This window comes from Methylobacterium sp. Leaf100 (genome assembly GCF_001422845.1).
In the GTDB taxonomy this organism is placed as follows: Bacteria; Pseudomonadota; Alphaproteobacteria; order Rhizobiales; family Beijerinckiaceae; genus Methylobacterium.
On the sequence record NZ_LMMW01000012.1, the window covers coordinates 260,736 to 285,659 of the forward strand.

23 protein-coding genes and 1 pseudogene are annotated in these 24,924 nt (G+C 70.3%); 14 read left to right on the forward strand and 10 right to left on the reverse strand.

Features of this window, described 5'->3' with window-relative positions; translation table 11 throughout:
* The first annotated feature begins 28 nt into the window (after positions 1 to 28).
* Positions 29 to 682: a ribonuclease HII gene (locus tag ASF25_RS09240; RefSeq protein ID WP_082483426.1), complete on the forward strand. Its 654-nt coding sequence runs from the start codon at positions 29 to 31 to the stop codon at positions 680 to 682.
* Here the strand turns inward: ASF25_RS09240 and ASF25_RS09245 are convergent.
* Positions 633 to 1,748: pseudogene (locus ASF25_RS09245) on the reverse strand (PA0069 family radical SAM protein). The gene ASF25_RS09240 and the pseudogene ASF25_RS09245 sit on opposite strands and share 50 nt — an antisense overlap.
* A 168-nt stretch (positions 1,749 to 1,916) precedes the next feature.
* On the opposite strand from ASF25_RS09245, the gene ASF25_RS09250 reads away from it, so the two are divergent.
* Positions 1,917 to 2,438: a hypothetical protein gene (locus ASF25_RS09250; RefSeq protein ID WP_056260493.1), complete on the forward strand. Its 522-nt coding sequence runs from the start codon at positions 1,917 to 1,919 to the stop codon at positions 2,436 to 2,438.
* A 3-nt stretch (positions 2,439 to 2,441) separates the two neighbouring features.
* On the opposite strand, the gene ASF25_RS09255 is transcribed toward ASF25_RS09250, so the two are convergent.
* Both ASF25_RS09255 and ligA read right to left on the reverse strand, forming a co-directional pair.
* Positions 2,442 to 3,308, reverse strand: a complete 867-nt coding sequence (locus tag ASF25_RS09255; RefSeq protein WP_244472959.1) for a 3'-5' exonuclease — start codon at positions 3,306 to 3,308, stop codon at positions 2,442 to 2,444.
* Between the two features lie 75 nt (positions 3,309 to 3,383).
* Positions 3,384 to 5,846: an NAD-dependent DNA ligase LigA gene (gene ligA, locus ASF25_RS09260; protein ID WP_056304414.1), complete on the reverse strand. Its 2,463-nt coding sequence runs from the start codon at positions 5,844 to 5,846 to the stop codon at positions 3,384 to 3,386.
* A gap of 192 nt (positions 5,847 to 6,038) precedes the next feature.
* Here ligA and ASF25_RS09265 point away from each other — a divergent pair, with 192 nt between their 5' ends.
* The 4 genes from ASF25_RS09265 to ASF25_RS09280 all read left to right on the forward strand — a co-directional run bounded on the left by ASF25_RS09265 (position 6,039) and on the right by ASF25_RS09280 (position 9,080).
* Positions 6,039 to 6,968 (forward strand): protein-methionine-sulfoxide reductase heme-binding subunit MsrQ, encoded by a 930-nt coding sequence (locus ASF25_RS09265; RefSeq protein ID WP_056304415.1) that lies wholly within the window; start codon positions 6,039 to 6,041, stop codon positions 6,966 to 6,968.
* 89 nt (positions 6,969 to 7,057) lie between these two features.
* Positions 7,058 to 7,348 (forward strand): hypothetical protein, encoded by a 291-nt coding sequence (locus ASF25_RS09270; RefSeq protein ID WP_056169773.1) that lies wholly within the window; start codon positions 7,058 to 7,060, stop codon positions 7,346 to 7,348.
* Between the two features lie 46 nt (positions 7,349 to 7,394).
* Positions 7,395 to 7,964 (forward strand): Uma2 family endonuclease, encoded by a 570-nt coding sequence (locus ASF25_RS09275; RefSeq protein ID WP_056304416.1) that lies wholly within the window; start codon positions 7,395 to 7,397, stop codon positions 7,962 to 7,964.
* Positions 7,965 to 8,066: 102 nt separating this feature from the next.
* A complete protein-coding gene (locus ASF25_RS09280; protein ID WP_056260501.1) occupies positions 8,067 to 9,080 on the forward strand; it encodes an adenosine kinase in 1,014 nt (337 codons plus the stop codon).
* A 21-nt stretch (positions 9,081 to 9,101) separates the two neighbouring features.
* Here the strand turns inward: ASF25_RS09280 and ASF25_RS09285 are convergent, their stop codons facing one another.
* The 3 genes from ASF25_RS09285 to ubiG all read right to left on the reverse strand — a co-directional run bounded on the left by ASF25_RS09285 (position 9,102) and on the right by ubiG (position 11,512).
* A complete protein-coding gene (locus ASF25_RS09285) occupies positions 9,102 to 10,076 on the reverse strand; it encodes an NADPH:quinone oxidoreductase family protein (protein ID WP_056304417.1) in 975 nt (324 codons plus the stop codon).
* Positions 10,077 to 10,148: 72 nt separating this feature from the next.
* Positions 10,149 to 10,721 carry a YbhB/YbcL family Raf kinase inhibitor-like protein gene (locus ASF25_RS09290; protein ID WP_056304418.1) on the reverse strand — a complete coding sequence of 191 codons (573 nt, stop codon included), beginning with the start codon at positions 10,719 to 10,721 and terminating at the stop codon, positions 10,149 to 10,151.
* A gap of 47 nt (positions 10,722 to 10,768) precedes the next feature.
* Positions 10,769 to 11,512: a bifunctional 2-polyprenyl-6-hydroxyphenol methylase/3-demethylubiquinol 3-O-methyltransferase UbiG gene (gene ubiG / locus ASF25_RS09295; protein ID WP_056304419.1), complete on the reverse strand. Its 744-nt coding sequence runs from the start codon at positions 11,510 to 11,512 to the stop codon at positions 10,769 to 10,771.
* Positions 11,513 to 11,718: 206 nt separating this feature from the next.
* Between ubiG and ASF25_RS09300 the strand changes: the two genes are divergently transcribed.
* From ASF25_RS09300 to ASF25_RS09320, 5 genes are all read left to right on the forward strand, one after another.
* Positions 11,719 to 12,954, forward strand: coding sequence for an aspartate kinase (locus ASF25_RS09300; RefSeq protein WP_056169790.1), 1,236 nt, complete (start codon positions 11,719 to 11,721; stop codon positions 12,952 to 12,954).
* 164 nt (positions 12,955 to 13,118) lie between these two features.
* A complete protein-coding gene (gene ptsP, locus ASF25_RS09305) occupies positions 13,119 to 15,380 on the forward strand; it encodes a phosphoenolpyruvate--protein phosphotransferase (protein WP_056304420.1) in 2,262 nt (753 codons plus the stop codon).
* Between the two features lie 81 nt (positions 15,381 to 15,461).
* Entirely contained in the window at positions 15,462 to 16,547 is a 1,086-nt protein-coding gene (prfA, locus tag ASF25_RS09310) for a peptide chain release factor 1 (RefSeq protein ID WP_056169796.1), read from the forward strand.
* Between the two features lie 25 nt (positions 16,548 to 16,572).
* Positions 16,573 to 17,439: a peptide chain release factor N(5)-glutamine methyltransferase gene (prmC, locus tag ASF25_RS09315; RefSeq protein WP_156368923.1), complete on the forward strand. Its 867-nt coding sequence runs from the start codon at positions 16,573 to 16,575 to the stop codon at positions 17,437 to 17,439.
* Positions 17,440 to 17,927: 488 nt separating this feature from the next.
* Positions 17,928 to 19,199: a DUF4167 domain-containing protein gene (locus tag ASF25_RS09320; RefSeq protein ID WP_056304422.1), complete on the forward strand. Its 1,272-nt coding sequence runs from the start codon at positions 17,928 to 17,930 to the stop codon at positions 19,197 to 19,199.
* A 51-nt stretch (positions 19,200 to 19,250) separates the two neighbouring features.
* Here the strand turns inward: ASF25_RS09320 and ASF25_RS09325 are convergent, their stop codons facing one another.
* Both ASF25_RS09325 and ASF25_RS09330 read right to left on the reverse strand, forming a co-directional pair.
* On the reverse strand, positions 19,251 to 19,997 hold the full coding sequence (locus tag ASF25_RS09325) for a hypothetical protein (protein WP_056304423.1): 747 nt from the start codon (positions 19,995 to 19,997) through the stop codon (positions 19,251 to 19,253).
* Positions 19,998 to 20,040: 43 nt separating this feature from the next.
* Entirely contained in the window at positions 20,041 to 20,979 is a 939-nt protein-coding gene (locus ASF25_RS09330) for a DUF2336 domain-containing protein (RefSeq protein WP_056169805.1), read from the reverse strand.
* Positions 20,980 to 21,113: 134 nt separating this feature from the next.
* Here ASF25_RS09330 and ASF25_RS23555 point away from each other — a divergent pair, with 134 nt between their 5' ends.
* The 3 genes from ASF25_RS23555 to ASF25_RS09340 all read left to right on the forward strand — a co-directional run bounded on the left by ASF25_RS23555 (position 21,114) and on the right by ASF25_RS09340 (position 22,669).
* Positions 21,114 to 21,278, forward strand: a complete 165-nt coding sequence (locus ASF25_RS23555; protein ID WP_244472960.1) for a YqaE/Pmp3 family membrane protein — start codon at positions 21,114 to 21,116, stop codon at positions 21,276 to 21,278.
* Between the two features lie 76 nt (positions 21,279 to 21,354).
* Positions 21,355 to 21,960, forward strand: a complete 606-nt coding sequence (locus ASF25_RS09335; RefSeq protein ID WP_056304424.1) for a sulfite oxidase-like oxidoreductase — start codon at positions 21,355 to 21,357, stop codon at positions 21,958 to 21,960.
* A 1-nt stretch (position 21,961) separates the two neighbouring features.
* Entirely contained in the window at positions 21,962 to 22,669 is a 708-nt protein-coding gene (locus tag ASF25_RS09340; protein WP_056304425.1) for an FAD-binding oxidoreductase, read from the forward strand.
* A 10-nt stretch (positions 22,670 to 22,679) separates the two neighbouring features.
* Here ASF25_RS09340 and ASF25_RS09345 read toward each other — a convergent pair whose 3' ends face one another.
* Complete coding sequence (locus ASF25_RS09345; protein ID WP_056304426.1) at positions 22,680 to 23,768, reverse strand: NAD(P)/FAD-dependent oxidoreductase; 1,089 nt, start codon at positions 23,766 to 23,768, stop codon at positions 22,680 to 22,682.
* Between the two features lie 13 nt (positions 23,769 to 23,781).
* Entirely contained in the window at positions 23,782 to 24,903 is a 1,122-nt protein-coding gene (locus ASF25_RS09350) for a calcium:proton antiporter (protein WP_056169819.1), read from the reverse strand.
* Between the last annotated feature and the right edge of the window lie 21 nt (positions 24,904 to 24,924).

Genomic DNA, 24,924 nt, shown 5'->3' on the forward strand with positions numbered 1-24,924 from the left:
CCCCATTCCCGACACCGTGTTCACCCCGATGCTCCCCTTCGACGCTGCCCTCGCGAAAGACTATCCGGCGGTGATCGGCTGCGACGAGGTCGGACGCGGCGCCCTGTGCGGACCCGTGGTCGTGGCGGCGGTGTGGTTCGACCCGCACGCGTTCCCGGGCGAGATCCTGGCGGCGCTGGACGATTCGAAGCGCCTGAAGCGGGCCGAGCGCGAGCGCCTCACCCCCCTGATCCGTGCCCATGCGCGCGTGGCCCTGGCCGCCGGGTCGCGGGCGCTCGTCGACCGCATCAACGTGCGGGGCGCCACCCTCGATGCCATGGCGCGGGCGGTCCATCGCCTCGGACTCGACGCCCCGGTGCTGGTCGACGGCCGCGACGCGATCCCGGACGTCGAACGATGCCGTCCGGTGGTCGGCGGGGACCGCCTCGTGCCGCAGATCGCCGCCGCCTCCATCGTGGCGAAGACCGTACGGGATGCGGCCATGCGCGCCCTCGCCCGGCGCCACCCCGCCTATGGCTGGGACAGCAATGTCGGCTACGGCACCAAGGTGCACCTCGCCGGCCTCGCGACACTGGGCCGCTCGGCCCATCACCGCTGCAGCTTCACCAGAGCCTACGGACCCGAGACCGATTTCAGAACAGCGACAGCTGCGCCGTCGGCCGGACAAACAGATCGGTCCTGAGCTTCAGACGTTCTTCCGGGTAGCCGAGGCGGCGGCGGGCGAGGCGCATGCGGCGCACGATGAGGTCAGCATAGGCACCGGCTCCGACCATGCGCCGGCCATACGTGGCGTCTTAGGCGCGCCCGCCCCGCGCCTGGCGCACCAGGGACATCACGTGGGCGCGCCGCCCCGGATAGTGTTCGGCGAACCAGTCGTCCACGAGGGCGTCGAGTTCCAGCGGCAGGCGCAGCAGCACGTGGTTCGCCTCCCGCGCGCCGCGTTCGCGGGCCGCCGTCAGGATCGCCTCGATCTCGTGGTCGTTGAGCGAGGGAATCACCGGGGCGGCGATGACCATGACGGGAATTCCCGCGGCACTCAGGCGCTCGATGGCCTCCAGGCGCTTCTTCGGGTGCGGCGCGCGCGGCTCCAGCCGGCGAGCGAGATCGGGATCGAGGGTGGTGACCGAGACGGCGACCTTCACGAGATCGTCGCGGGCGAGATCTGTGAGCAGGTCGAGGTCGCGCACCACGAGGTTCGACTTGGTGACGATCCCGACGGGATGCCGGAATCGGCCCAGCACCTTGAGGATGCCCCGGGTGAGGCGGTGCTCGCGCTCGATGGGCTGGTACGGGTCCGTCGCCGTCCCGAGGGCGATGGTGGCGGGTCGGTAGGCCGGCGCCGACAATTCGGAGGTCAGGAGCTTCACCGCATCCGGCTTGTGGAACAGCCGCGTTTCGAAATCGAGGCCGGGCGAGAGACCGACATAGGCGTGGTTGGGCCGGGCGAAGCAGTAGACGCAGCCGTGCTCGCAACCGCGATAGGGGTTGATCGAGCGATCGAACGAGATGTCCGGCGAGGTGTTGCGGGTGATGAGGCTGCGGGCGCGCTCGGCCGTCACCATCGTGCGCAGGGGCGCCGGGGCGTCGGCCTCCCACCCGTCGTCGAAGATCTCGCGGCTGATAGTCTCGAATCGTCCGGTGGGATTGGCCGTCGCGCCGCGTCCACGCCGGGCGTCGCTCGGCCGCGTCGTCGTGGCGAGGCGCCGCGCGCCCTCTCCTATGTCCGCGTCCGGCGACTCCGTCTCCATGCCAAACCTTCATCACCCGCCGCCGAATCGAACATATCATGAACATGCCCGCGAGACGCTGCACATATTGCGGGCAAAGCGGCTTCTGGGTCGGCCCCTGCGCAGTCCGGGCAGGAAACCGGGCCGGTGACCGGCTTCAGTCCGGGGAAAAATGCGGTATGCGCGGGCATGATCTCCGCTCTGATCCATGTGGCACGGCCGGCCGATCCCGATGCGGTCGATCGGCTCGCCGACACCCTCGGCGCCCTCGTGGCCGGCGTCGCCGCCGGGCTCGTCGGCGATGCGGTCATCGTCGCGCCCAGCCACAGCACGGCCATCGACACCGTGGCGGAGGCCACCGGCGCCAAGCTCGTCCTGCGCCCGCGCGGCGGCTCGGCGTGGTCGGCCGGGGCCAAGGCGGCCCGGCGCGAATGGGTGCTCTGTTTGGAGGCCGGGGACGTGCCCGCCGAGGGCTGGATCCGCATCCTGGACCGCTTCATCGGCACCGCCCGACCGGACGTCACCCTGGGCCGCCTGCGCCGCCCGCATGCGGGTCTGCCGGCCCGCCTCGCCGCCCGGGGCGAGGGCGTCATCGGCGTCGGCGCGCCGCGCCCCGGCGATCTGGTGCGGCGCGAACGCCTTCTCGCCGGTCCGCGCTTCGTCCGACGGGTGAAGGTCCGCAAATTGCCGGCCCGCCTCGAACGCTCCTGAGGATCAGGGTTCGGCGGCTGCCTCCATGCGCAAACGCAGGCGCTCGACATCGTCGTGGTTGCCGGACAGCAGGTCGGTGATGTCGCCGACGAGGAGCGCCGCGACGTGGCGGCACGCGGTGCCGTAGCGCCCCGCCATGCAGGTGCAGCGCAGGCGCAGGCCCGTGGCTCGGTCCTCCAGGGTGATGGCGTAGCGGTCGCCGCGCGAGCCCTTGACGGTGAAGCTCAGGGGCGGCGGGAGGCGCGGCCCCGACCGGGCGCAATCGGACGACGGTCCCGGGCCGGCGCGCGGCGGCAGGACGCGGTCCGGCCCTTCCGGCATTGTGGTGATCGGCAGCCGGATGGCGCGGGACAAGCCGAAGATGTCGGGCGCGCCGGTCCGGCGCATGGCCGCCAGGGCGATCTCGGCACACGCATAGGCGTCCTCGCCCGCATCGTGGTGCTCGAACCGGATGCCGAGGCGCGCCGCGACCTTGCCGAGGCCGCAGCCCTCCTCCGCGGGAAACACCCGGCGGGCGATCTGAACGGTGCAGAGGTAAGAGAAGGCCGGCGGCCGCAGGCCGTAGGCGACCAGCGACGCGCGCAGGACGCCCATGTCGAAGCCGGCGTTGTGGGCGAGCACGAGGCCGCTCGCCAGGTCGGGCAGGAACTCGGCCATCACCTCGGGAAACGTCGGCTGCGTCCGCACATCCGCCGGCACGATGCCGTGGACCCGGATGTTGCCGGGGGAGAACCGCAGGTCCGGCGGCCGGATCAGCCGCGATTCCCGGCGCACCACCGCCCCGTCCGCGATCCACGCGAGACCGACGGCGCAGGCACTGTCGCGACGCTCGTTCGCGGTCTCGAAGTCGAGGGCAAGAATCGGTGTCAAAGGATTGGTGTCAAATAGCGGGTGCCCTGCGCGCCCGAGGCGATGCGCGTCATGTAAGCCGCGCTGGAAGCCACCTCAAGCGCTCGCCACGAGGGCGAGCCAGGCCTCCTCGCTCACCACCTCCACGCCGTGCCTCTCGGCGTCCTTGAGCTTGGAGCCGGCGCCGGGCCCGGCCACCACGAGGTCGGTCTTGGCCGAGACCGAACCCGAGACCTTGGCGCCCAGGCGCTCGGCCGTGGCCTTGGCCTCGCTGCGGGTCATGCGTTCGAGGGAGCCGGTGAAGACCACGGTCTTGCCGGCAAAGGCCGTCGCCGTCACGGGTGCCGCCATGGGTTCCGTGGTGACGGCCTCGAGGAGGGCCCGCACGGCGGCGTCGTTGTGCGGCTCGCCGAAGAACGCGATGAGGGAATCCGTCGCCACCGGACCGATCTCGGCGTCGTCGGCGAAGTGCCGGTAGGCGTCGCCCGGGCGCTGGGACGCGGCCCGGGCGATCCCGGCGGCCGCCGCATCGGCGTCGCCGTAATGGGCGAGCAGGCTCGCGCGCTGGGGCGCCGACAGCCGGATGCGGCCGGGCGCCTCGCCGGCTTCCACCCCAGCCTCGCCCTCCTCCGCATCGGAGGTCTCGCGGGGGTAGCCGACCTCAAGCAGGCGGTCGCGCGTCGTCGGGCCGATGCGCGGGAGCGACGAGAGTTCGATCCAGTCCGGCCCCGCCTGGGCGGCGGCCGCTGCCGCGACCCCACCCATCAGGGCGGCCATGTCGGGAAAGCGTTTCGCCAGGGCCTTGGCCGTGGACTCGCCGATGTCGGGGATCCCGAGGGCGAACAGGAAGCGGTTGAGGGGCAGGCGGCGGCGGTCCTCGACGGCGGCGAGCAGGTTGTGGATCGCCTTGTCCTCCTCCTCGCCCTTCTTCTTCGTCGGTTTCTTCGGGGCCGGTGCGCCCTCGGCCCGGCGCTCGGCGGACAGGGCTTCGCGGCGGGCCACGATGGCGGCCTTCAGCTCCGCGAAATCGAGGCGGAACAGGTCGGCCGGCTGCTTGATGACGTGCGCTTCGAACAGCACCTCGATGTAGGTCTGGCCGAAGCCTTCGAGGTCGAAGCCGTTGCGCGAGACGAAGTGCTTCAGGCGCTCCACCCCTTGCGCGGGGCAGATCAGGCCGCCGGTGCAGCGCCGGACGGCGTCGGGCTTGCCCGTACGCGGGTTGATCTCCCGGATCGCCCGACTGCCGCAGGCGGGGCAATGGTCGGGGAAGACGAAGGGCGTCGCGTCCGCAGGGCGCTTGTCGAGCACCACGTCCATGACCTTCGGGATCACGTCGCCGGCCCGCTGCACCACCACCGTGTCGCCGACGCGGATGTCGCGGCCGTCGCGGATTTTTTCCCCGTCGCCGCCGACCCCCTGGACGTAGCCCTCGTTGTGGAGCGTGGCGTTCGACACCACGACGCCCCCCACCGTCACCGGCCGCAGCTTGGCCAGGGGATTGAGGGAGCCGGTGCGGCCGACATTGATCTCGATCCCCTCGACCACCGTGAGCGCCTTCTGGGCGGCGAACTTGTGGGCCAAGGCCCAGCGCGGCGAGCGCGAGACGAAGCCGAGGCGTCGCTGCAGGGCGAGGCTGTCGACCTTGTAGACGACGCCGTCGATGTCGTAGCCGAGATCCGCCCGCGCGGCCTCGATGCCGCGGTAATGGGCGATCATCGCCACCGCGTCGGTGAAGCGTTTCGTGCGGTCGTTGACCGGCAGGCCCCAGCGCCCGAACGCCTGGATCATTCCGGACTGGGTCTCATCTGGCAAGGCCGACATCTCGCCCCAGGCGTAGGCGAAGAACTTGAGCGGCCGTGAGCGGGTGATCTCGGGATCGAGCTGGCGCAGGGACCCGGCGGCGGCGTTGCGCGGGTTGGCGAACAGGGCCTTGCCGGCGGCCTCCTGGCGCGCGTTGATGGACGCGAAATCCGCGTGCGAGAGGTAGACCTCGCCCCGAACCTCGCAGATCTCCGGCACGTCGTCGCCCGAGAGGGTCTCGGGGATGCTGTCCACCACGCGGGCGTTGCGGGTGACGTCCTCGCCGGTCTCGCCGTCGCCCCGCGTCGCGGCGGTGACGAGGCGGCCGCCCTCGTAGCGGAGGGACAGGGACAATCCGTCGATCTTCGGCTCGGCGGTGAAGGCCAGCGTCTCGCCCTCGGGCCAATTCAGGAACCGGCGCACCCGGGCGACGAACTCCTCGACCTCCGCGTCCGCGAAGGCGTTGCCGAGGGACAGCATCGGCACGGCATGCCGGACCTTGGCGAATTTCTCCGACGGCTTGGCGCCGACGGAGGTGCTCGCCGCCCCCGTGCCGGCGAGGTCCGGGAACCGCGCCTCGATGTCCTCCAGGCGGCGGCGCAGGGCGTCGTACTCGGCGTCCGAGATCTCCGGCGCGTCCTCCTGGTGATACAGGCGGTCGGCCTCGGCGATGCGCTCGGAAAGGGAGGTGTGCTCACCGCGCGCCGTCTCCGGCGTCAGGTCGTCGAGGCTGTCGGCGGCGGGCTTCGATGCGGGCATGCTGGGCTTCTGCGATGGGGACCGGTTCGGCCCGGCATACAACACGTCGTTCGATGCCGCATCGTCCCCCGGCACGGCGCGGGCGGGGTGTGCGACCGCACGTCGCCGGCCGTAACTTCGGCCCGCTTCGCCACGTAGATAGGACCGTCGGCGGCACCGGTCGCCCCGACAGCCGCGCATTCGGAACATGCCATGCCCGCCCTGCCCGCCATCTCCGCACCCTGGCGCGACCGCGCCGGACGTCTCTCGGGCCTCAAGCTCGGCGTCTTCCTGTTCGCCCTGGCGCCCGGCCTCTGGCTCGCCGGCGCCTATGCGGCGGACGCGCTCGGTGCCAAGCCCATCACCGCGCTCCTGCACGGCACCGGCGAATGGGCCGTGCGTTTCCTTCTGCTGTCCCTGGCCGTCACGCCCCTGCGGCGCTTGGCGAACTGGCCGAAGCTGATCCTCGTTCGGCGGATGCTCGGGCTGACGGTGTTGGCCTACGCGCTCATCCACCTCGCGCTCTACGTGGTCGATCAGAACTTCGTGCTGACGAAGGTGGTCTCGGAGATCGTCAGTCGGATCTACCTCACCATCGGGTTCGTCGCCCTCGTGGGGTTCGTGGTCCTCGGCGTGACCTCCACGGACGGCATGATCAGGCGACTCGGCAAGGCGTGGCCGCGCCTGCACAAGACGGTCTACACCCTCGCGGTGCTCGGCCTCGTCCACTACTTCCTGCAGGCCAAGATCGACGTCTCCGACCCGGTGTTCTGGACCGGCGCCTTCCTGCTCCTCATGGGCTGGCGCGCCCTGCAGCGCCTGCGCTGGCCCATCAACCCCCTGACCCTGCTGGGGCTCGCCGTCGCGGTGGCGCTCACCACCGCCGGACTGGAGGCGGCGTGGTACGGGCTCGCCAGCGGTATCCCGGCCGGGCGCGTGCTCCAGGCCAACCTCGCCTTTCCCGACATGATCCGCCCGGCCTGGTGGGTGCTCGGCCTCGGTCTGGTTCTGCCCGTCATCGATGCCGCGCGCCGCATCTGGGACCGGTTCGGCAAAGGCGCGGGCAAGGGTGCGGGCAGGGGCGCGGGACCAGAGGCCCGACCGGTGCGGAGCCGGCCCGCCGAAGCGGTGGCCGCGCGCTGAAGCCGGCTTGCGGCCGCGCCCGGCCTCCCGCATGAGTCCGTGCCGATGGTTCGGGGGACGCGATGACGAAAACAATCTGGGCGGCCGGCATGGCCTGCCTCCTCGCCGTCGGTGCGGCCCGCGCCGAGTGCCCCCGCGCCGAACCGCCGCCTGTGAGCGCCCGGCCGACCAAACCCGCCTTCCCGGAGAAGCCGGCCTGCGTCGACGCCAAGGGCGGCTGCCCCGGCTGGGAAGCCTACAGCTACAACGACGCCATCAAGGCCTACAACGCCCAGATCGCCGTCTACCGTCCCCTGGCGGAGGCCTACGTGAAGGGCCTGAACGCCTACGTGAAGGCGGCCTCGGACTACGCGCAGTGCGAGGTGAAGGCGCTTCAGTAAGACCGGCGCCTTCGCAGTCTTCGGGGCGCATGAGAGGCTGTCGCCCATGAGCGCGCAGCCCAAAGCCGGCATGGATGTCGACGCCTTCCTGGCCTGGGCGGAGCATCAGCCCGGCCGCTACGGGCTCGTCGACGGAGAGGTCTTCGCCATGGCCCCGCAGCGCGTGCGGCATGCGGAGACCAAGTTCTCCGTCCAGCTTGCGCTCCGCGCAGGCATTCGCGAGGCCGGGCTTCCCTGTCGTATGCTGCCCGACGGGATCACGGTGCGGGTGGATGCGCCAACCTGCTTCGAGCCGGACGCCCTGGTGCATTGCGGCGAACGCCTCGGGCCCGATGCCACGCAGGCCCCGGCCCCCATCGTGGTCGTCGAGGTCCTGTGCCCGAGTACCGGACAGATCGACACCACGCAGAAGCTCGTCGGGTATTTCCGGGTGCCGAGCGTGATGCACTCTCTCATCGTCGATCCGGTGCGGCGCATGGTCATTCACCATCGGCGCGGAACCGAAGACCTGATCGAGACGCGGCTCGCCTCCACGGGGCGGCTCGAACTCGAGCCACCGGGCCTGACCCTCACGGGAGCCGCTCTCTTCACCGAGTCTCCCTTAGCCGAGTCGTGAGGGATGGACGGAGCGTTGGGACGGCCGCCCTCGCTTGACCCCCGGCGGGGCTGGTGCCACAGCCCGGCGCATCCTTTTCCCCCGGCCAGACTGGACGGATAGATGCCCGAATCCCTCGACCTCCTCGTCCTCGGCAACGCCATCGTCGACCTCATCGCCCGCGCGGACGAATCGTTCCTCGCCGAGCAGGGCGTGCCGAAGGGCGCGATGCAGCTCATCGACGAGGAGCGGGCTGAGGCCCTGTTCGACGCCATGGGGCCGGCCACCATCGTATCGGGCGGCTCCGGCGCCAACACCGCCGTCGGCGCGGCCCTCCTCGGCGCGAAGACCGGCTTCATCGGCAAGGTCCGCGACGACGAACTCGGGGGTCTCTACGCCCACGACCTCAAGGCCACGGGCGTGCGCTACACCGTGCCGGCGGCCACGGACGGCCCGGCCACGGCGCGCTGCTTCATCCTGGTGACGCCGGACGGCGAGCGTACCATGAACACGTATCTCGGCGCCTGCCAGAACCTGTCCCCGGCCGACGTGGACGAGGCCACCGTTCGCAACGCGCGCGTGACCTACCTAGAGGGCTACCTCTGGGATCCGCCGGCCGCCAAGGACGCGTTCCGCAAGGCCGTTCAGATCGCCCACGCCGCCGGCAACGCCGTTGCGCTGACCCTGTCGGACGCCTTCTGCGTCGGCCGGTATCGCGAAGAATTCCTCGGGCTCATCCGCGACGGCAGCGTCGATATCCTGTTCGCCAACATCGGCGAGTTGCAGAGCCTTTACGAGACCGACGACGCGGAGGTCGCCCTCAAGGCCCTGCGCGACGAGCGCGACGCCCGCGGCAAGCATCTCCTCGGCCTCGTCACCCGCTCGGCGGACGGCGCCATGGTGGTCAAGGGTGGCGAGATCCGCAGCGTCGAGGCCTCCCCGGTCCACGAACTGGTGGACACCACGGGTGCGGGCGACCTGTTCGCCGCCGGCTTCCTCGCGGGCCATGTGCGGGGCCTCGACAACGCCGCGAGCGCCCGTCTCGGCGCCCTGGCCGCGGCGGAGGTGATCCAGCACATCGGCGCCCGCCCCCAGCACGACCTCGTGGCGCTGGCCAAGGCGCAGGGCCTGCTCTGAGGCGATCCCACGGGAAGGCGCTCACATTCGCAGGAGCACCTTCCCCACGGCCTCGCGCCGCTTGAGGATCCCGAGGGCCTCGGCGTAATCCGCCAGGGGATAGACCCCATGGACCTTGGCGGTTAGACGGCCCTCCGCGACCCAGGCGAGGAGCTGGCGCTGGTTCTGCGCATGCGCCTCGGGTTCGCGATCGACGAACACGCCCCAGTGCACGCCCTGGATGTCGATGCCCTTGAGGAGGGCGAGGTTCAGCGGGATACGGGGGATGTCGCCGGCGGCGAACCCGACGACGAGGTAGCGCCCCTTCCAGCCCAGCGAGCGCAGGGCCGGCTCGGCGTAGTCGCCCCCGATGGGATCGTAGATCACGTCGACGCCCTTGTCCTCCGTGAGGGTCCGCAGGGCCTCGCGCAGGTTGTCGGCGGCGTAGTCGACGCTCATCGTGGCTCCGTGCGCCTCGGCGACCCTCAACTTCTCCGGCGACGAGGCGCAGGCGATGACACGTGCGCCCATGATGGCGCCGAGTTCCACCGCCGCGAGGCCGACGCCGCCCGAGGCGCCAAGCACCGCCAGGGTCTCGCCCGGCTGGAGCTTCGCCCGGTCCCGCAGGGCGTGGAGCGACGTGCCATAGGTAATGGTCAGGCCGGCGGCCTGCTCATCGGAGACGGCATCGGGAATCGGCGTGAGATGACGGGTCGAGACCGCGATGCGCTCGCGGCAGGTCCCGAACTTCTGGTGGACGATGACGCGGTCGCCGACCGAAACCCCCTTCGTATCCGGCCCGAGGGCCTCGACCACGCCGGCGGCCTCGCCGCCGGGCGAGAACGGCAGCTCCGGCTTCACCTGGTAGCGCCCGGCGATGATGAGGGTATCGAAGAAGTTGAGCGCCGCCAGGGTGATGCGCACCACGGCCTCGCCGGGCCCCGGCACCGGTTCGGCGATGTCCTCCAGGGAGAGATCGTCGGGGCCGCCGAGGCGGGTGCACAGCAAGGCCTTCATGGAAACGCTCCGTCCCTGTCCCGGTGCGCCCATGCACCGGGCGGACCGAGCGGAGCAACATCCAAATGCGATTCAGGTCCGGGCGTAGGTCGCCGTCAGGCAGCCCTTGGCGAGCACATGGCCCCGCATGGCGTCGATCACGGCGCCCCGGCCCGGTGAGGCGTCGAGGGCGAGAGCCACGTCGAGGGCATAGATCTGGAACAGGTACTCGTGCGGCCCGTGGCCGGTGGGCGGATCGGGCGGCAGCCACTGGTCCTGAAGGAAGCTGTTCTTGCCGAGATCCTGGGACTGGTGCGCCCCGCCGGGGCTCGGCAGCGCGCCCTCGGCCAGGGGGCCGGCCTCCGGCATCAGGTTCCAGGCGATGAGGTGGACGAGGGGGCGCGGCGTCGGGCTGCCCGCGTCCTCGACGATGAGGGCGACCCGGACGGTCCCCGGCGGGAGGTTGTCCCAGGCCAGGGGCGGAGACGTCTTCTCGCCGTCCTCGGTGAAACGGGCTGGGATCGCCCCACCCTCGGCGAAGGCCGGGCTCGTCAGCCGCACCGTCGCGGGCGTGTCGGGAAAGTCGGCGTGGTAGGTGGTCGCCGCGATGCCCGCCTTGAGGCTGGACAGGGCCTCGCCGACGGCGTGGGGGATCTTCTCGAGCATGACGGCCTCCGGTTGCGCGCGGTCAACGACGCGAGGCCGCCGGGAGTTCAGGCGCGGCGCGCGGCGATCATGTAGTTCACCGCCGTGTCGCGGCTCGCCCGCCAAGAGCCGTCCAGCGGATTGAACACCACCCCGGTGGTGTCCGTCACCGCGAGGCCGCCGTCCTCGACGGCACGGATGAGTTCGTGGGGTTTCACGAACTTGTCCCAGTCGTGGGTGCCCTTCGGCAGCCAGCCGAGGACGTATTCGGCCCCCACGATGGCGAGGGCGTACGAGCGCAGGGTGCGGTTGAGGGTGGCGGAGAACAGCAGCCCGCCGGGCTTCACCGCCGCGCAGGCGGTGGCGACGAAGGCCGGCACATCGACCACGTGCTCCACCACCTCCATGGCCAGCACGATGTCGAAGCGCTCGCTCTGCGCCACCACGCTCTCGATGGTGCGGGCCCGGTAATCGACGCTCACGCCGGCCGCATCCGCGTGCGCCTGGGCGACCTTCACGTTGGTCGGCGCCGGATCGAGCCCCGTCACCCGGGCGCCGAGGCGCGCGAGGGGTTCGGACAGCACGCCGCCGCCGCACCCGACATCGACGATGGCGAGGCCGTCGAGGGGGAACGGCGCTTTCGGATCCCGGTCGAAATGCCGGCAGGCGGCGTCACGGATATAGGCCAGCCGTACGGGATTGAAGCGGTGCAGCACCCGCATGGGCCCGGTCGGGTCCCACCACGTCGCCGCGATGGCCTCGAAGCGGGCGACCTCGTCGCGGTCGATGGAGGATGAGGTGGGTCCGGTCATCGGGTCCGTCTGATTGGGCGGAAAAAAGTTCGGTGGAACAACAGTCCCGGGGATGGGTCACGGCCCACCGGCCCCGATTGTTGACACGCTCGGGTAGCCCTTGTACCCGCCGAAGCCTTGTCCGGTACAGCCGCAGAGCGACGCGGGCGTTTGTCCGGCCCGCCGCACCACGGCTCCCTTTCCACGAGAATCGACGCGGACGCTGCATGGCCCGTTTGGTGATGAAGTTCGGCGGCACGTCCGTCGCCAATGTCGAGCGCATCCGCAACGTGGCGGCCCACGTCGCCCGCGAGGTCGCGGCCGGCTACGAGGTCGCTGTTGTGGTGTCGGCCATGTCGGGCAAGACCAACGAGCTCGTCGCCTGGGTCAAGGACGCGAACCCGATCTACGACGAGGCCGAGTACGACGCCGTGGTGGCCTCGGGCGAACTCGTCACCGCCGGCCTGCTGGCCATCGCCCTGCGCAAGGCCGGTCTCAAAGCCCGCTCGTGGCAGGGCTGGCAGATCCCGATCCTCACCTCCGACGCCCACGGCTCGGCCCGCATTGAGGGCATCGACGGCGCCCGCCTCGATGCTGGCTTCAAGCGCGGCGAGGTCGCGGTCATCGCCGGCTTCCAGGGCATGCACGAGGCGACGGGCCGGGTCACCACCCTCGGCCGGGGCGGCTCGGACACCAGCGCGGTGGCCATCGCGGCCGCCATCGGTGCCGAGCGCTGCGACATCTACACGGACGTCGACGGCGTCTACACCACCGATCCGCGCGTCGTTCAGAAGGCCCGGCGCATGGAGCGCGTGACCTTCGAGGAGATGCTGGAGATGGCTTCCCTGGGCGCCAAGGTCCTGCAGGTCCGCTCCGTCGAGCTCGCCATGGTCCACCGGGTGCCGACCACGGTGCGATCGAGCTTCGACCCGCCCGACAACGCACGCCCCGGAACCCTCATCTGCGACGAGGACGAGACCATGGAACAGCAGATCATCACCGGGATCGCCTTCTCGAAGGACGAGGCGCAGATCACGCTGCGCCAGGTCAAGGACAGCCCCGGAATCGCCGCCGCCATCTTCGGGCCCCTGGCGGACGCCAACATCAACGTCGACATGATCATCCAGACCGTGTCGGGCGATCAGTCCACCACGGACATGACCTTCACGGTCCCGTCCGCCGATTACGATCGTGCGCGCCAGATCCTCGATGCCCAGAGCGGCGTCATCGAGTTCGCCCAGATCGAGGGTGCCACGGACGTGGTGAAGGTCTCGGCCATCGGTGTCGGCATGCGCAGCCATGCCGGCGTCGCCGCCAAGGCGTTCCGGGCGCTCGCCGAGAAGGGCATCAACATTCGGGCGATCACGACATCCGAGATCAAGTTCTCCGTGTTGATCGACTCCGCCTATACGGAGCTTGCCGTGCGTACGCTCCACTCGCTATACGGCCTCGACCAGGCCTGAACACATTGGCCCATCGCGCGCACGATTCTTGCGCGTGATGCCGCGTGAGCGCGCTGTCCGACGAAGTGGATACCGGTTCGTCTGAGGGCACGACACACAAGGAATGAGAGGCGCGATCCGGCCGGATCGGATCACGCCTCGAACCGAAGCCGGATCGAGGGACCATGCCCGCTGCGCCTGGAGGACCGCGCCTGCTGCTGCGCCGCCTCCGCGAAGCGATGGCGGAGCCGGTCAGTCCACAGGCACGTCTCGACCGGATCGTCACCCTGATCGCCGCCAACGTGGTGGCGGAGGTGTGCTCGGTCTACGTGCTGAGCGACGACAACACCCTCGAGTTATTCGCCACCGAGGGCCTGAACCGCGAAGCGGTCCATCTCACCCGCATGCGCGCGGACGAGGGCCTCGTCGGCCTCATCGCGCAGACGGCCGAGCCGCTCTCCCTGTCCGACGCCCAGTCGCACCCGTCCTTCTCCTATCGCCCTGAGACGGGCGAGGAGGCGTATCACGCCTTCCTGGGTGTGCCGCTCCTGCGCGCGGGCAACACGCTCGGCGTGCTCGTGGTGCAGAACAAGACCTACCGGGTCTATTCGGAGGAGGAGATCGAGGCGCTCCAGACCACCGCCATGGTGCTGTCGGAGATGATCGCCTCGGGCGAACTCCAGGCGCTGGCCCCCGGGGCCGGGTCCGCGGCCCGGCGGGCCGTGAGCCAGCGCGGCGTGGCGCTCGCCGACGGCATCGGCCTCGGGCACGTGGTGCTGCACGAGCCGCGCATCGTCGTGAAGCGGCTCATCGCCGAGAACCTCGACCGCGAGGTCGAGCGCCTCGAACAGGCCATCGGCGAAGTCCGCTCCGCCATCGACGACCTCGTGGAACGCGGCGACAGCATCGGCACCGGCGAATCGCGCGAGGTCCTCGAGACCGTGCGGATGTTCGCCCACGACAAGGGCTGGCTGCGCCGGATGCGCGAGGCCGTGCAGTCGGGCCTGACGGCAGAGGCCGCCGTCGAGCGGGTCCAGTCGGACAACCGCGCCCGGATGATGCGCCAGAGCGATCCGTACCTGCGTGACCGCCTGCACGACCTCGACGACCTCGCCAACCGGCTCCTGCGCACCCTCATCGGCCACGAGGGCAACGGCGACCGGGTGCTGCCCGAGAACGCGATCCTCGTCGCCCGCTCCATGGGGCCTGCGGCCCTGCTCGACTACGACCGCACGGCCCTGCGCGGCGTCGTCCTGGAGGAAGGCGGCCCGACGAGCCACATCGCCATCGTCGCGCGGGCGCTCGGCATCCCGGCGGTGGGCGAGATCGCCAACGCCACGGCGCTCTGCGACGCCGGAGACGCCATCATCGTCGACGGCGCAACGGGCGAGATCCAGGTCCGGCCCGGTCCCGAGATCGAGGCGGCCTACGGCGAGATGGTGCGGGTCCGCGCCAAGCGTCAGGAGCAGTACCGGGCCCTGCGCGACCTGCCGGCGGTGACCCGCGACGGGGTCGCCATCGGCCTGCAGCTCAATGCCGGTCTGCTCATCGACCTCACCCATCTGGCCGAGACGGGCGCGGACGGCATCGGCCTGTTCCGCACCGAACTCCAGTTCATGGTCGCCCAGCGCATGCCGTCGGCGGCCGAGCAGCAGACCCTGTACGAGGCGGTGTTCACCGCCACCGGCGACCTGCCGGTGACGATCCGCACCCTCGACATCGGCGGCGACAAGATCCTGCCGTACATGCCGGCCCTCGAGGAGGAGAACCCGGCGCTCGGCTGGCGGGCGATCCGAATCGGACTCGACCGGCCGGCTTTGCTGCGGGTGCAGTTGCGGGCGCTGCTCCGCGCGGCCGGGGGCCGGCCCCTCAAGATCATGTTCCCCATGGTGGCGACGGTGGACGAGTTCACCCGCGCCAAGGCCATCGTCGAGCGCGAGAAGGCGCACCTGCGCCGCCACGGCCACCCGCTGCCGAGCGATTGCAAGCTCGGCGTGATGGTCGAGGTGCCCTCGCTCCTGTTCCAGATCGACGAGATCGCGCGGGCCGCCGACTTCCTGTCGGTGGGGTCCAACGACCTCATGCAGTTCCTCTTCGCCGTCGACCGCGAGAACCGGCGGGTGGCGGGCCGGTTCGACACCCTGAGCGTGCCGGCCCTGCGCGCCTTCCGGCTCATCGCCGAGCGGGCGGCGGCGGCCGGCTGCCCGGCCACGGTCTGCGGCGAGATCGGCGGCAAGCCCCTCGAGGCCATGGCCCTCATCGGCCTCGGCTTCCGGCACCTCTCCATGTCACCGGCCGCCATCGGCCCGGTGAAGGCCATGGTGCTCGCCCTCGACGCCGCCGCCATCGCGGCCGTCATCGACGCCGAGATGGCCCGCGCCGGCGAAGGCGCAACCCTCCGGCCGGCGCTCAGCGCCTTCGCCAAGGCGCACGGCGTTCCTATCTAGCGGGCCTTCAGAGTTTCCGACCCTGGCCCCTCCGGACCGACCGCGCCGACCCGAAACACTGGTGAGAGTACCCCACGGGCGATGACCCCCATTCCTTCCGACCGTCTCGACGCCATCCTGACGCGCCACGACATCGTCACCGCGACCCTCAGCGCGGGCTCGGCGGATTCCGACACCTTCGTCCAGCTGTCCCGCGAATTGTCGGAGCTGGAGGGCGTCGTCGCGGCGATCCACGCCTACCGGGCCGCCGCCTCCAACCTCGCCGACATCCAGGCGCTGATGGACGAGCCGGGCAGCGATTCCGAGATGCGGGCGCTGGCGGCCGACGAGAAGCCCGAGGCGGAAGCCGGGTTGGAGGCGGCGCACCGCGCCCTGCAGCTCATCCTGCTGCCGAAGGACTCCGCCGACGAGAAATCCGCCATCCTGGAAATCCGCGCCGGCACCGGCGGCGACGAGGCCGCGCTCTTCGCCGGCGACCTGTTCCGGATGTACGGCCGCTACGCCGACGCCAAGGGCTGGAAGGTCGAGGTGATCTCCGAGAGCGAGGGCACCGTCGGCGGCTACCGCGAGGTCATCGCCGAGGTGAAGGGCAAGGGCGTGTTCGCCCGCCTGAAGTTCGAGAGCGGCGCCCACCGAGTGCAGCGCGTGCCCGACACCGAGACGCAGGGGCGCATCCACACGTCCGCCGCCACCGTGGCGGTGCTGCCCGAGGCCGAGGAGGTCGATATCGTCATCAACGATGCCGACCTGAAGATCGACACCATGCGGTCGCAGGGCGCCGGCGGCCAGCACGTCAACAAGACGGAATCGGCCATCCGCATCACCCACCTGCCCTCCGGGATCGTGATCTTCGTCCAGGAGGAGCGCTCGCAGCACAAGAACCGGGCCCGGGCGATGCAGCTCCTGCGCTCGAAGCTCTACGATGCCGAGCGCACGGCCAAGGACGCGGTGCGCGCCGCCGACCGCAAGTCGCAGGTCGGCTCGGGCGACCGCTCGGAGCGCATCCGCACCTACAACTTTCCCCAGGCGCGGGTGACCGACCACCGCATCAACCTCACCCTGTACAAGCTCGAGGAAGTGCTGGCGGGCGTGGCCCTCGACGAGCTGATCGACGCGCTGGTGACGGAGCATCAGGCCGAGCTGCTCGCCGCGGAGGGCATGGCCTGAGCCGGCCATGTCTCCGGTCACGACCATGTCTCTGATCGCGGGCACGACTCGTCAGGAAGCCCTACGGCACGCGACCCGATGCCTCGCCGAGGGCGGCATCGCCGACAGCGACGCCCGCTTCCTCGTCCTCGACGTCCTCCGCCTCAGCGGGACGGAGCTCATCCTCGGTGGCTTCGAACCCATCGGGCCGGCGGGCGCGGCGGCCCTATCGGAGGCCCTCGCCCGGCGCCTCGCGGGCGAACCCGTGGCCCGGATCGGCGGCGCCTGGGAATTCTGGGGCCTCCCGTTCGGACTGGCGCCCGAGACCCTGGTGCCCCGCGCCGACACCGAGACCCTGGTGGAAGCGGCCCTCGGACGCCATCCCGACCGCACAAGCCCCTTGCGCATCCTCGACCTCGGAACCGGCTCGGGCTGCATCCTCGTGGCCCTGCTGTCCGAGCGCGCCAACGCCTTCGGCATCGGCCTCGACCGCTCGGAAGGCGCCCTGATCCAGGCCCGCACCAACGCCACGGCCAATGGGGTCGGCGACCGGGCCGCCTTCGTGCGTGCCGACTGGTGCGCGGGCCTGATGGCCGCGTTCGACCTCATCGTCTCGAATCCGCCCTACATCCCGGTCGGCGTCATCGCGACCCTGGCCGATGAAGTCCGCCTCCACGATCCGGCAGCGGCCCTCGATGGCGGCGTCGACGGGCTCGATGCCTACCGGCGCATCCTGGATGACGTGGCGCGGGGGCCGGTGCGGCTGGCGACGGGCGGAAGCCTGCTGTTCGAGGTCGGCCACGACCAGGCGGAGGCCGTGCTGACCCTCGGCCGCGAGCGCGGCTTCGTGGCGGCCGGCATCACCCACGACCTGGCTGGACATGCCCGCGTGGTCGCGTTCGCGTCGAAGTGATGGCGATGTCGGGGACGGGATGCGCCGCTCGGACGAGAATCGTCGTGAACAACCGGGGGTGGCGCGAAAAAATGCTTGTTGCCGTCGCGGCGACCGGCTAGGCTCTCAGTCAGATCGAAAAACGATCCGTCGAGACGGGTCGTGGCAGGAATGGTGCCGGCTCGTAGTCCGCGACGCTCCTCAGCGATCTCCCCACGATCAGGTTGGCGCGCTGTGAGACGACGCGCAGGAACTTGGTCACTTCGAGCCTGAAAACCGAAGAGCGCCTGAACGCGAGCGCGAGCCTCGGTGGACCGGGACACACGGCAAGCACGGCGCATTCCGATTCCGATCGCGGACCTGACAAACCGGATCACACGGTCCCCCTCCCGGGGTCACCATGGCCGGGCCGGATTTCGGCTCAAGGCCGCCGGGTCCCGGACCGCCTCACCAGCTCCCGTACGAACGAGGGTCAATCGAGACCGATGAGACCAAACCAGAACAGACGGGTGCGCGGTCGCAACCGCCCCAAGGGTCCCAACCCGCTGACCCGGTCCTACGAATCGAACGGTCCGGACGTCAAGATTCGCGGCACCGCCCAGCACATCGCCGATAAATACGCTCAGCTCGCGCGTGACGCGCAGGCGAGCGGCGATCCCGTGGCGGCGGAGAATTATTTCCAGCACGGCGAGCATTATTTTCGCATCATCTCGGGCGCGCAGGAGCAGAACCGTCAGCAGGCCGCCGGCGGCTACGCCCGCAACGGCTTCGACGACGACGGCGACGAGGATGGTGGCGACGACCAGGGCGCACCGCTCGGCTACGCCGCCCATTCCTACAACGACGACTACACCGATCCCGGCCAGCAGCCCCAGCCGGCGTATCAGCCGCCGGCCTACGAGGGACGGCAAGAGTCCCAGAGACAAGAGTCCCAGAGACAGGAGTCCCAGAGGCAGGATTCGCCGCGTCAGGAGTATCCGCGTCAGGACGGTGGCCAGAACCGGAACGACCGCAACGACCGGCGCGACCGCTTCAACAACCGCAACGACCGTCCGCAGCGCTTCGACAACCAGCGCCCCGACGGGTCCCGGCAGGACGGCCAGCGGCAGGACTACAATCGGCCGGATTCTTCGCGACAGGACAACCAGCGACCGGATTACGGTCGGCAGGACCAGCCGCGCCAGGACCAGCAGCGCCAGGACCAGCAGCGCCAGGATCGGGATCGGCAGGATCAGCCCCGCAACGAGCAGCCGCGCCAGGAATATGGCCGTCGCAACAACGGCGCGCGGTTCGAATCCAATCGAAACGCCGAGGCCCCGCAGGATGGCGGGCGCGACGAGGCCCCGCGTCAGGACTTCGTCCGGCAGGAGACCGCCCGTCAGGAACCGGTGCGACCGGACTTCGTCCGCCCCGAACCCGTGCGGCAGGAGCCAGTCCGTCCGGAGTCCGCGCGGCCGGATTTCCAGCCGACCGAGCCGCGCCGGGTGGCGGATGCACCGCCCCGGCGGAGCCGCCGTCGCGACGAGGCCGAGCGTGCGCCGGCCGAGGACGTGTCCGGCCTGCCGGCCTTCCTGATGACGCCGCCGCGTCCCGTTCCCGCCGAACGGCCCGTCGAGTCCCGCACGGCGGAGGAATCCGCTCCGCAGGGAACCCCGTCCGCCCCCGACGAAACGCCGACGGCTCCGAAGCCACGCCGTCGCCGCCGGGCCCGCTTCGAGGGGACCGATGGGGCCGAGCCCGGCTCCGCCGGTACCGACGATGTGACGCCGATCACCGAATAAGTTTGCCGCGATCGCTCTGGAAAGCCGCCCCCGTTGGGCGGCTTTTCGCGTTCAGGGCCGGTCTGGGCCGCCGAGTGCGGCATGCCAGTCCGCGTAGCCGTGGACGCGGTGGACGAGACGGCGGTTCCGCGCGGCCTCGCCGAATGGCGCCAGATCCCAGGTCCAGGACGCGTCGGGTGTCGGAAGCGGAACGCCGTGGAGGAGGTCGAGGCGGTCGGTCACACGGCCGTCGCGGTCCTCTTCGGTCTGCAGGACGTCGGTGACGAGGCAGACCCGCGCCGCGAGGCGGGACAGGCCGTCGAGATGAGCTCGGACGATCCGCCCACCGAGCTGCGGATCCGCCCCTCCGGAGCCGTCGACGGGCAGGATCGGCAGTTGCGAAAGCAGGTTGGCGGAGATCACGAGATCGATCTCCGGCCCGCCCCCGTGATCGGGAACCGCCCCTGGCCGGGTGAGATCGGCCGTGACCAGGGTGACGTCGGGACGGTGGCGCACCGTCCATCGGGTCGGCCACGGATGCACGGCATCGACGAGGCGGATGTGGGTGAAGCGGCGGGCGAGGTGGTCCAGGGGTACGTCGTCGAGGAGGCCCGAGCCGAGAACGACGACGGTGCGATATCGAGGGAGACCTTCGCAGGCCCGCATGATCACGGCACGGGCCCGTGTGAGATGCGGCTCCCAGGCCGTCCGGCACCGGCGCGAGCGGGACAGGAGCAGGACACTCTCGCGCAGGTAGCCCCGCCGGCGATGCGACCAGGGGGCGGGGGTCGTCAGGTAGTGGAACAGGTCGACCAGCACGGCGCCTCCTGAGACCAGGGGTGGCAGCCCGTGCGCCGCGGCGTCAAGCGGCCTTGGTCCGGCCCTTGGACGCGGTGAAGCGGACCGAACGGCGGGCCGTGGCCACCGACAGGGCCTGGAACGCCTCGAAGGTCCCCCGCATGTCCTCCGGCGACAGGCGACGGCCGGACCGGGCCTGGATCAGGTGCTTGAGGGTCCCCCACCCGAGATCGGACGCCCGTAGGAGAAAGAGAAGCGGATCGAGATCCGGATTACGGTGGGCCTGAGACGCCATCTCGGTCGGCACCCCGGCGATGCGGGCGATGGCGGCCAGGGCATCGTCCACCCGTCCCTGTACCACGAGGGCGACGATCGCCTTCTCCTCGAGATCGACGCCCCCGGGGGAAGCCGGCGAGAGCGGCGGGGCTTCGATCCGGCGGAGTTCGGGGATGGATCGGCGCAGATCGAGCACCGCCCGCAGAACCGGATCCTTCCCCGCCAAGTCCACCAAGGTCCCGAATCCCGTCGACGACAGGTGCGCGGTCTCGTTCCCGGCGATCCGGCGCACGGCTTGGGTCGCCGCCCGCGTGACGAGGATGTCGGTGATCCGCTCGCTCAGGGTCCGTCGCCGCGAAACCGCATCGAGATGCAATGGGCCGGCTTCCCTGACGATCCGAAGCAGGTCGTCCTCGTCGAGCCGCACGGATCGGGCGAGGACCGGCCCCGCGACGGTGATCTGCGGATCGAAGGCGAGGTCGCGCACGACGCGGCGCGGGGCATTGGCGATATCGGCGATCTCCTCGGCGAGGGCCGAACGGGCCGCGGCCTCGACGTTTCGGGCGAGGTGAAGGATGATCGCATCGAAGGGTTCGATCCCGCTCTCGCCCAGGGCGACGGCGTGATCGGTAAACAGAGCCGTGATTCGGCGAAGCATCGCCGCACGCTGATCGGGTGTTCCGATAGTGACGGCGTGTTCCATTTCGTGGATGAGCGTCTTGATCATAGCCTATCGGGGTGTGCCGCGCCGTTCGTCAAAATCGCACGCAGATGTTTAAAAACAGCCACCGGGAACCATCGTCGGAACGGCAATGTTGCTATCGCGCCCTTGCGCGGGCACCATCACGTCCCGGAGACATCGTGTCGAATCTCGTTCGCATCCTGCTCGCCATCTTCCTGCCGCCCCTGGCCGTCCTGATGACGGCAGGCATCGGATTGCAGTTCCTTCTCAATATCCTGCTGACGGTCCTGGGCATCGTTCCGGGCATGGTGCACGCCCTGTGGATCGTCATGCGCGACCGCTGATCCGGCGCCGCGACGCGCCCTCCCCGCCGATGCACGGGGAAGGAGGCGCGGTTTCGAAAGCCCGAACGAGGGTGACATGAGCACACGCGGCTTCACCGGACGACGCCCGCCCGAGGCGACGCGCGAGCGCCTACCGCCGGGCCAATATCTCACGGAGGATTTCCCGGTTCTGCAGATCGGGCCGAATCCGCGGATCGATCTCGACGCGTGGCGCTTCACCCTCCGGGCCGGATCGCGACCGTTGAAGATCTGGACCTGGGACGAATTCAACGCCCTGCCGCGCACGCGCTGGGGCGGCGACATCCACTGCGTCACGAAGTGGTCGAAGTTCGACACGGCGTGGGAGGGCGTCGGAATCGACGATCTCCTGGCCGATGCGGGCGTCGCGGCGCCGACGGCGTTCGCCCTGGCGGAAGGATACGACGATTACACCACCAACGTGCCGTTCGCCGACCTGACCGGGGGCCGGGCCATGGTGGCGACCCATTACGACGGCGCGCCGATCGAGCCGGATCACGGCGGCCCGGCGCGCCTCCTCGTTCCGCACCTCTACTTCTGGAAGAGCGCCAAGTGGCTCAAGGGTCTGCGCTTCACACAGAAGGACGAAGGTGGCTTCTGGGAGATGCGGGGCTATCATATGTACGGAGACCCGTGGCGCGAGCAGCGCTTCACCGGTGACTGAGATGAAGCCTCTGCCCTGGCTGGATGCCACCATCGTGGGCATCGGTCAGGTGACCCCGCGGGTAAAGTGCTTCCGGCTGGCCGTGACGCTCGACCGCCCGGCTCTCGCGGGGCAGCACGTCGATATCCGGCTGACCGCACCCGACGGCTACCAGGCTCAGCGCAGCTACTCCATCGCCTCCGCGCCGAGCCCGGACGGGATCGTCGAACTCATGGTCGAGGGCCTGCCGGAGGGCGAGGTCTCGGGGTTCTTCGACGGGGTAGCGGAAGTCGGCGACACCGTGGCGTTGCGCGGTCCCATCGGGGGCGCCTTCGTGTGGCGACCGGAGGATGGCGGCCCCCTGCTCCTCATCGGCGGCGGCTCGGGCGTGGTGCCGCTCCTGGCGATGCTGCGCCATCGGGCCATCGCGGCGCCCGACGCTTCGGTCCTTCTGGTCTATTCGGTCCGCGAAGCGGCAGAGGCGATCGCCCGGGACGAACTCGACCGGAGGCGCCGCGACGAGCCCGGCTTCGATTGGATCCTGAACCTGACGGGCGAGGGCGGCCGGCGCATCGATGCCGCCCTCATCGGACAGGCGCTCGAACGCCTCGGGCGCCCGCGCCACACCTTCATCTGCGGCGCGAATTCGTTCGTGAACACGGCCGCCGACCTCCTCGTCGATGCCGGTCTTGCGCCCGGCACCATTCGGACGGAACGCTTCGGCGGCTGACGTCGATCTCCTACGCCAACAGCCGATCGGCAACCTCTTCGGCGAGGGACAGGCTCGCGGTGAGGCCCGGGCTCTCGATGCCGAACAGGTGGACGAGGCGGTCCAGCCCATGCTGCGCTGGCCCGTCGATGATGAAATCCGCCGCGGGCTCGCCCGGGCCGGTGATCTTTGGACGGATGCCGGCATAATCGGGGGTCAGCACCCCGTCGGGCAAACCGGGCCAATACCGGCGGATCGCACGGGCGAAGGCTTGCGCGCGATCGGGGTCGACGGCGTAATCCTCGGTTTCCACCCACTCGACATCGGGACCGAAGCGCATGCGCCCGGCGAGATCGAGGGTGAGATGAATTCCCAGCCCGCCCTCGACGGGGGCCGGATAGATCAACCGCGCGAAAGCCGGGCGGCCGAGGCAGCCGAAATAGCTCCCCTTGGCGAGGATCTTTCGCGGGATGCGGTCGGGTGGGAACCCGTCGATTGCTTTCGCGATAGCCTGTGCTCCGAGACCGGCGGCATTGACGACGGCGTCGAACGGCAGCGCATCCCCGTTCACCGTCGCGACCCAGGCGCCGTCCGCCCATGACAGGCGCGCGACCGGGCTGTGGAACGCGATGGCGCCGCCGCGATCCTCGATGTCGCCCTGCAGGGCGAGCATGAGGGCGTGGCTGTCGACGATGCCGGTTCCGGGGGCGTGGAGGGCGGAGACGCAGGCGAGATTGGGTTCCAGGGCGCGGGCCTCGGCCCCGTCGACGAGCGCCAGACCCTCGACGCCGTTGGCGATCCCGCGCGCATGGATCGCCGCGATGGCGGCGCCCTCGGCCGCATCGGTGGCGACGATGAGCTTGCCGCAGGCGCGGTGCGGTACGCCGTGGCTGGCGCAGAACCCGTAGAGCCTCCGGGCGCCGTCGACGCAGTGCCGTGCCCGGAGCGAGCCCTCGGGATAGTACATCCCGCCATGGATCACTTCGGAGTTGCGCGCGGACACGCCCGTGCCGATGCCGCCTTCGGCCTCCGCCACCACCACGGCATGGCCCCGCAGGGCGAGCGCCCGACCGACGGCGAGTCCGACCACGCCGGCGCCGATGACGAGGATGTCGCTCATGATGTCCGCCGAATCACGGGCTGAAGATCAGAACCAGATAGACGAAGAACACCACGAGGTGCACGGCCCCCTCCAGCACCGTGGTGCGCAGCCCCGAGAACGTCAGGGTGCTGAGGATCAGGGTTACGACGAGCAGCGTCATCTCCGTCGGCGCGAGGCCGAGGACCACGGTCTGGCCCGTCAGCAGGCCTACGGCCAGGACCGCCGGCACCGTGAGGCCGACGGTGGAGGTCGCGGCGCCGAGGCAGAGGTTGATCGCCCGCTGCAGCTCGTTGCGCGCCACCGCCTTCAGGGCGCTGATGCCCTCCGGGGTGAACACGATGGCTGCGATGAGGACGCCGCCGAGGGCCGAAGGCGCACCGAGCGCCGCGATGCCGTGGTCCAGGATCGCCGCGAGGCTCTTCGACAGCAGGACGATGGGCAGGATGTTGGCGACGAGGAGACCGACGTGTTTCAGGATCGCGGCCGTCTGCCGGTCCGCCTCGGGCGCCTCGGCTTCGGGCACAACGGTGCCGGGGTTCGATTTCGCGATCCGCCCGCCGTCGTGGATGAAGAAGCTGCTGTGCCGTCCGGTCTGGATCAGCAGGAAGATCCCGTAGAGCGACACGGTGAACAGCGAGAACGAGATCGCCTGCACGGGCGTCAGGGTGCCGCCGCTCGTCGAGGTGGTGAAGTTCGGGATGATCAGCGCGATGGTGGTGAGCGGGATGATCACCGACAGGAAGGCCGACGTGCCCTGCAGGTTGTAGGATTGCTGGTGATGGCGCAGGCCGCCGATGAGCAGGCCGAGGCCGACGATGCCGTTGAGGACGATCATCAGCACGGCGAACATCGTGTCGCGTCCGAGCGTCGGCACCGCCTTCGAGGACAGCATCACGGCGGACACCAGGACCACCTCTATCACCACGATGGAGAGGGTGAGAACGAGGGTGCCGTAGGGCTCGCCGAGGCGATGGGCGAGTTCCTCGGCCTCGTGGACCACGCCGAACGCCGCCCACAGGATCACGAGGAACAGCCACAGGAACAGGCCCGTGGCCCAGAGCGGCGATCCGAGGTCGGCGAGCCAGGCGGGCCCGAACACGAAGAACGCGGCGACGCTCGCCCACGCCACGACCAGACGCAACACCGCCCCCATCTTTCCCCCTGTGGACGTCCG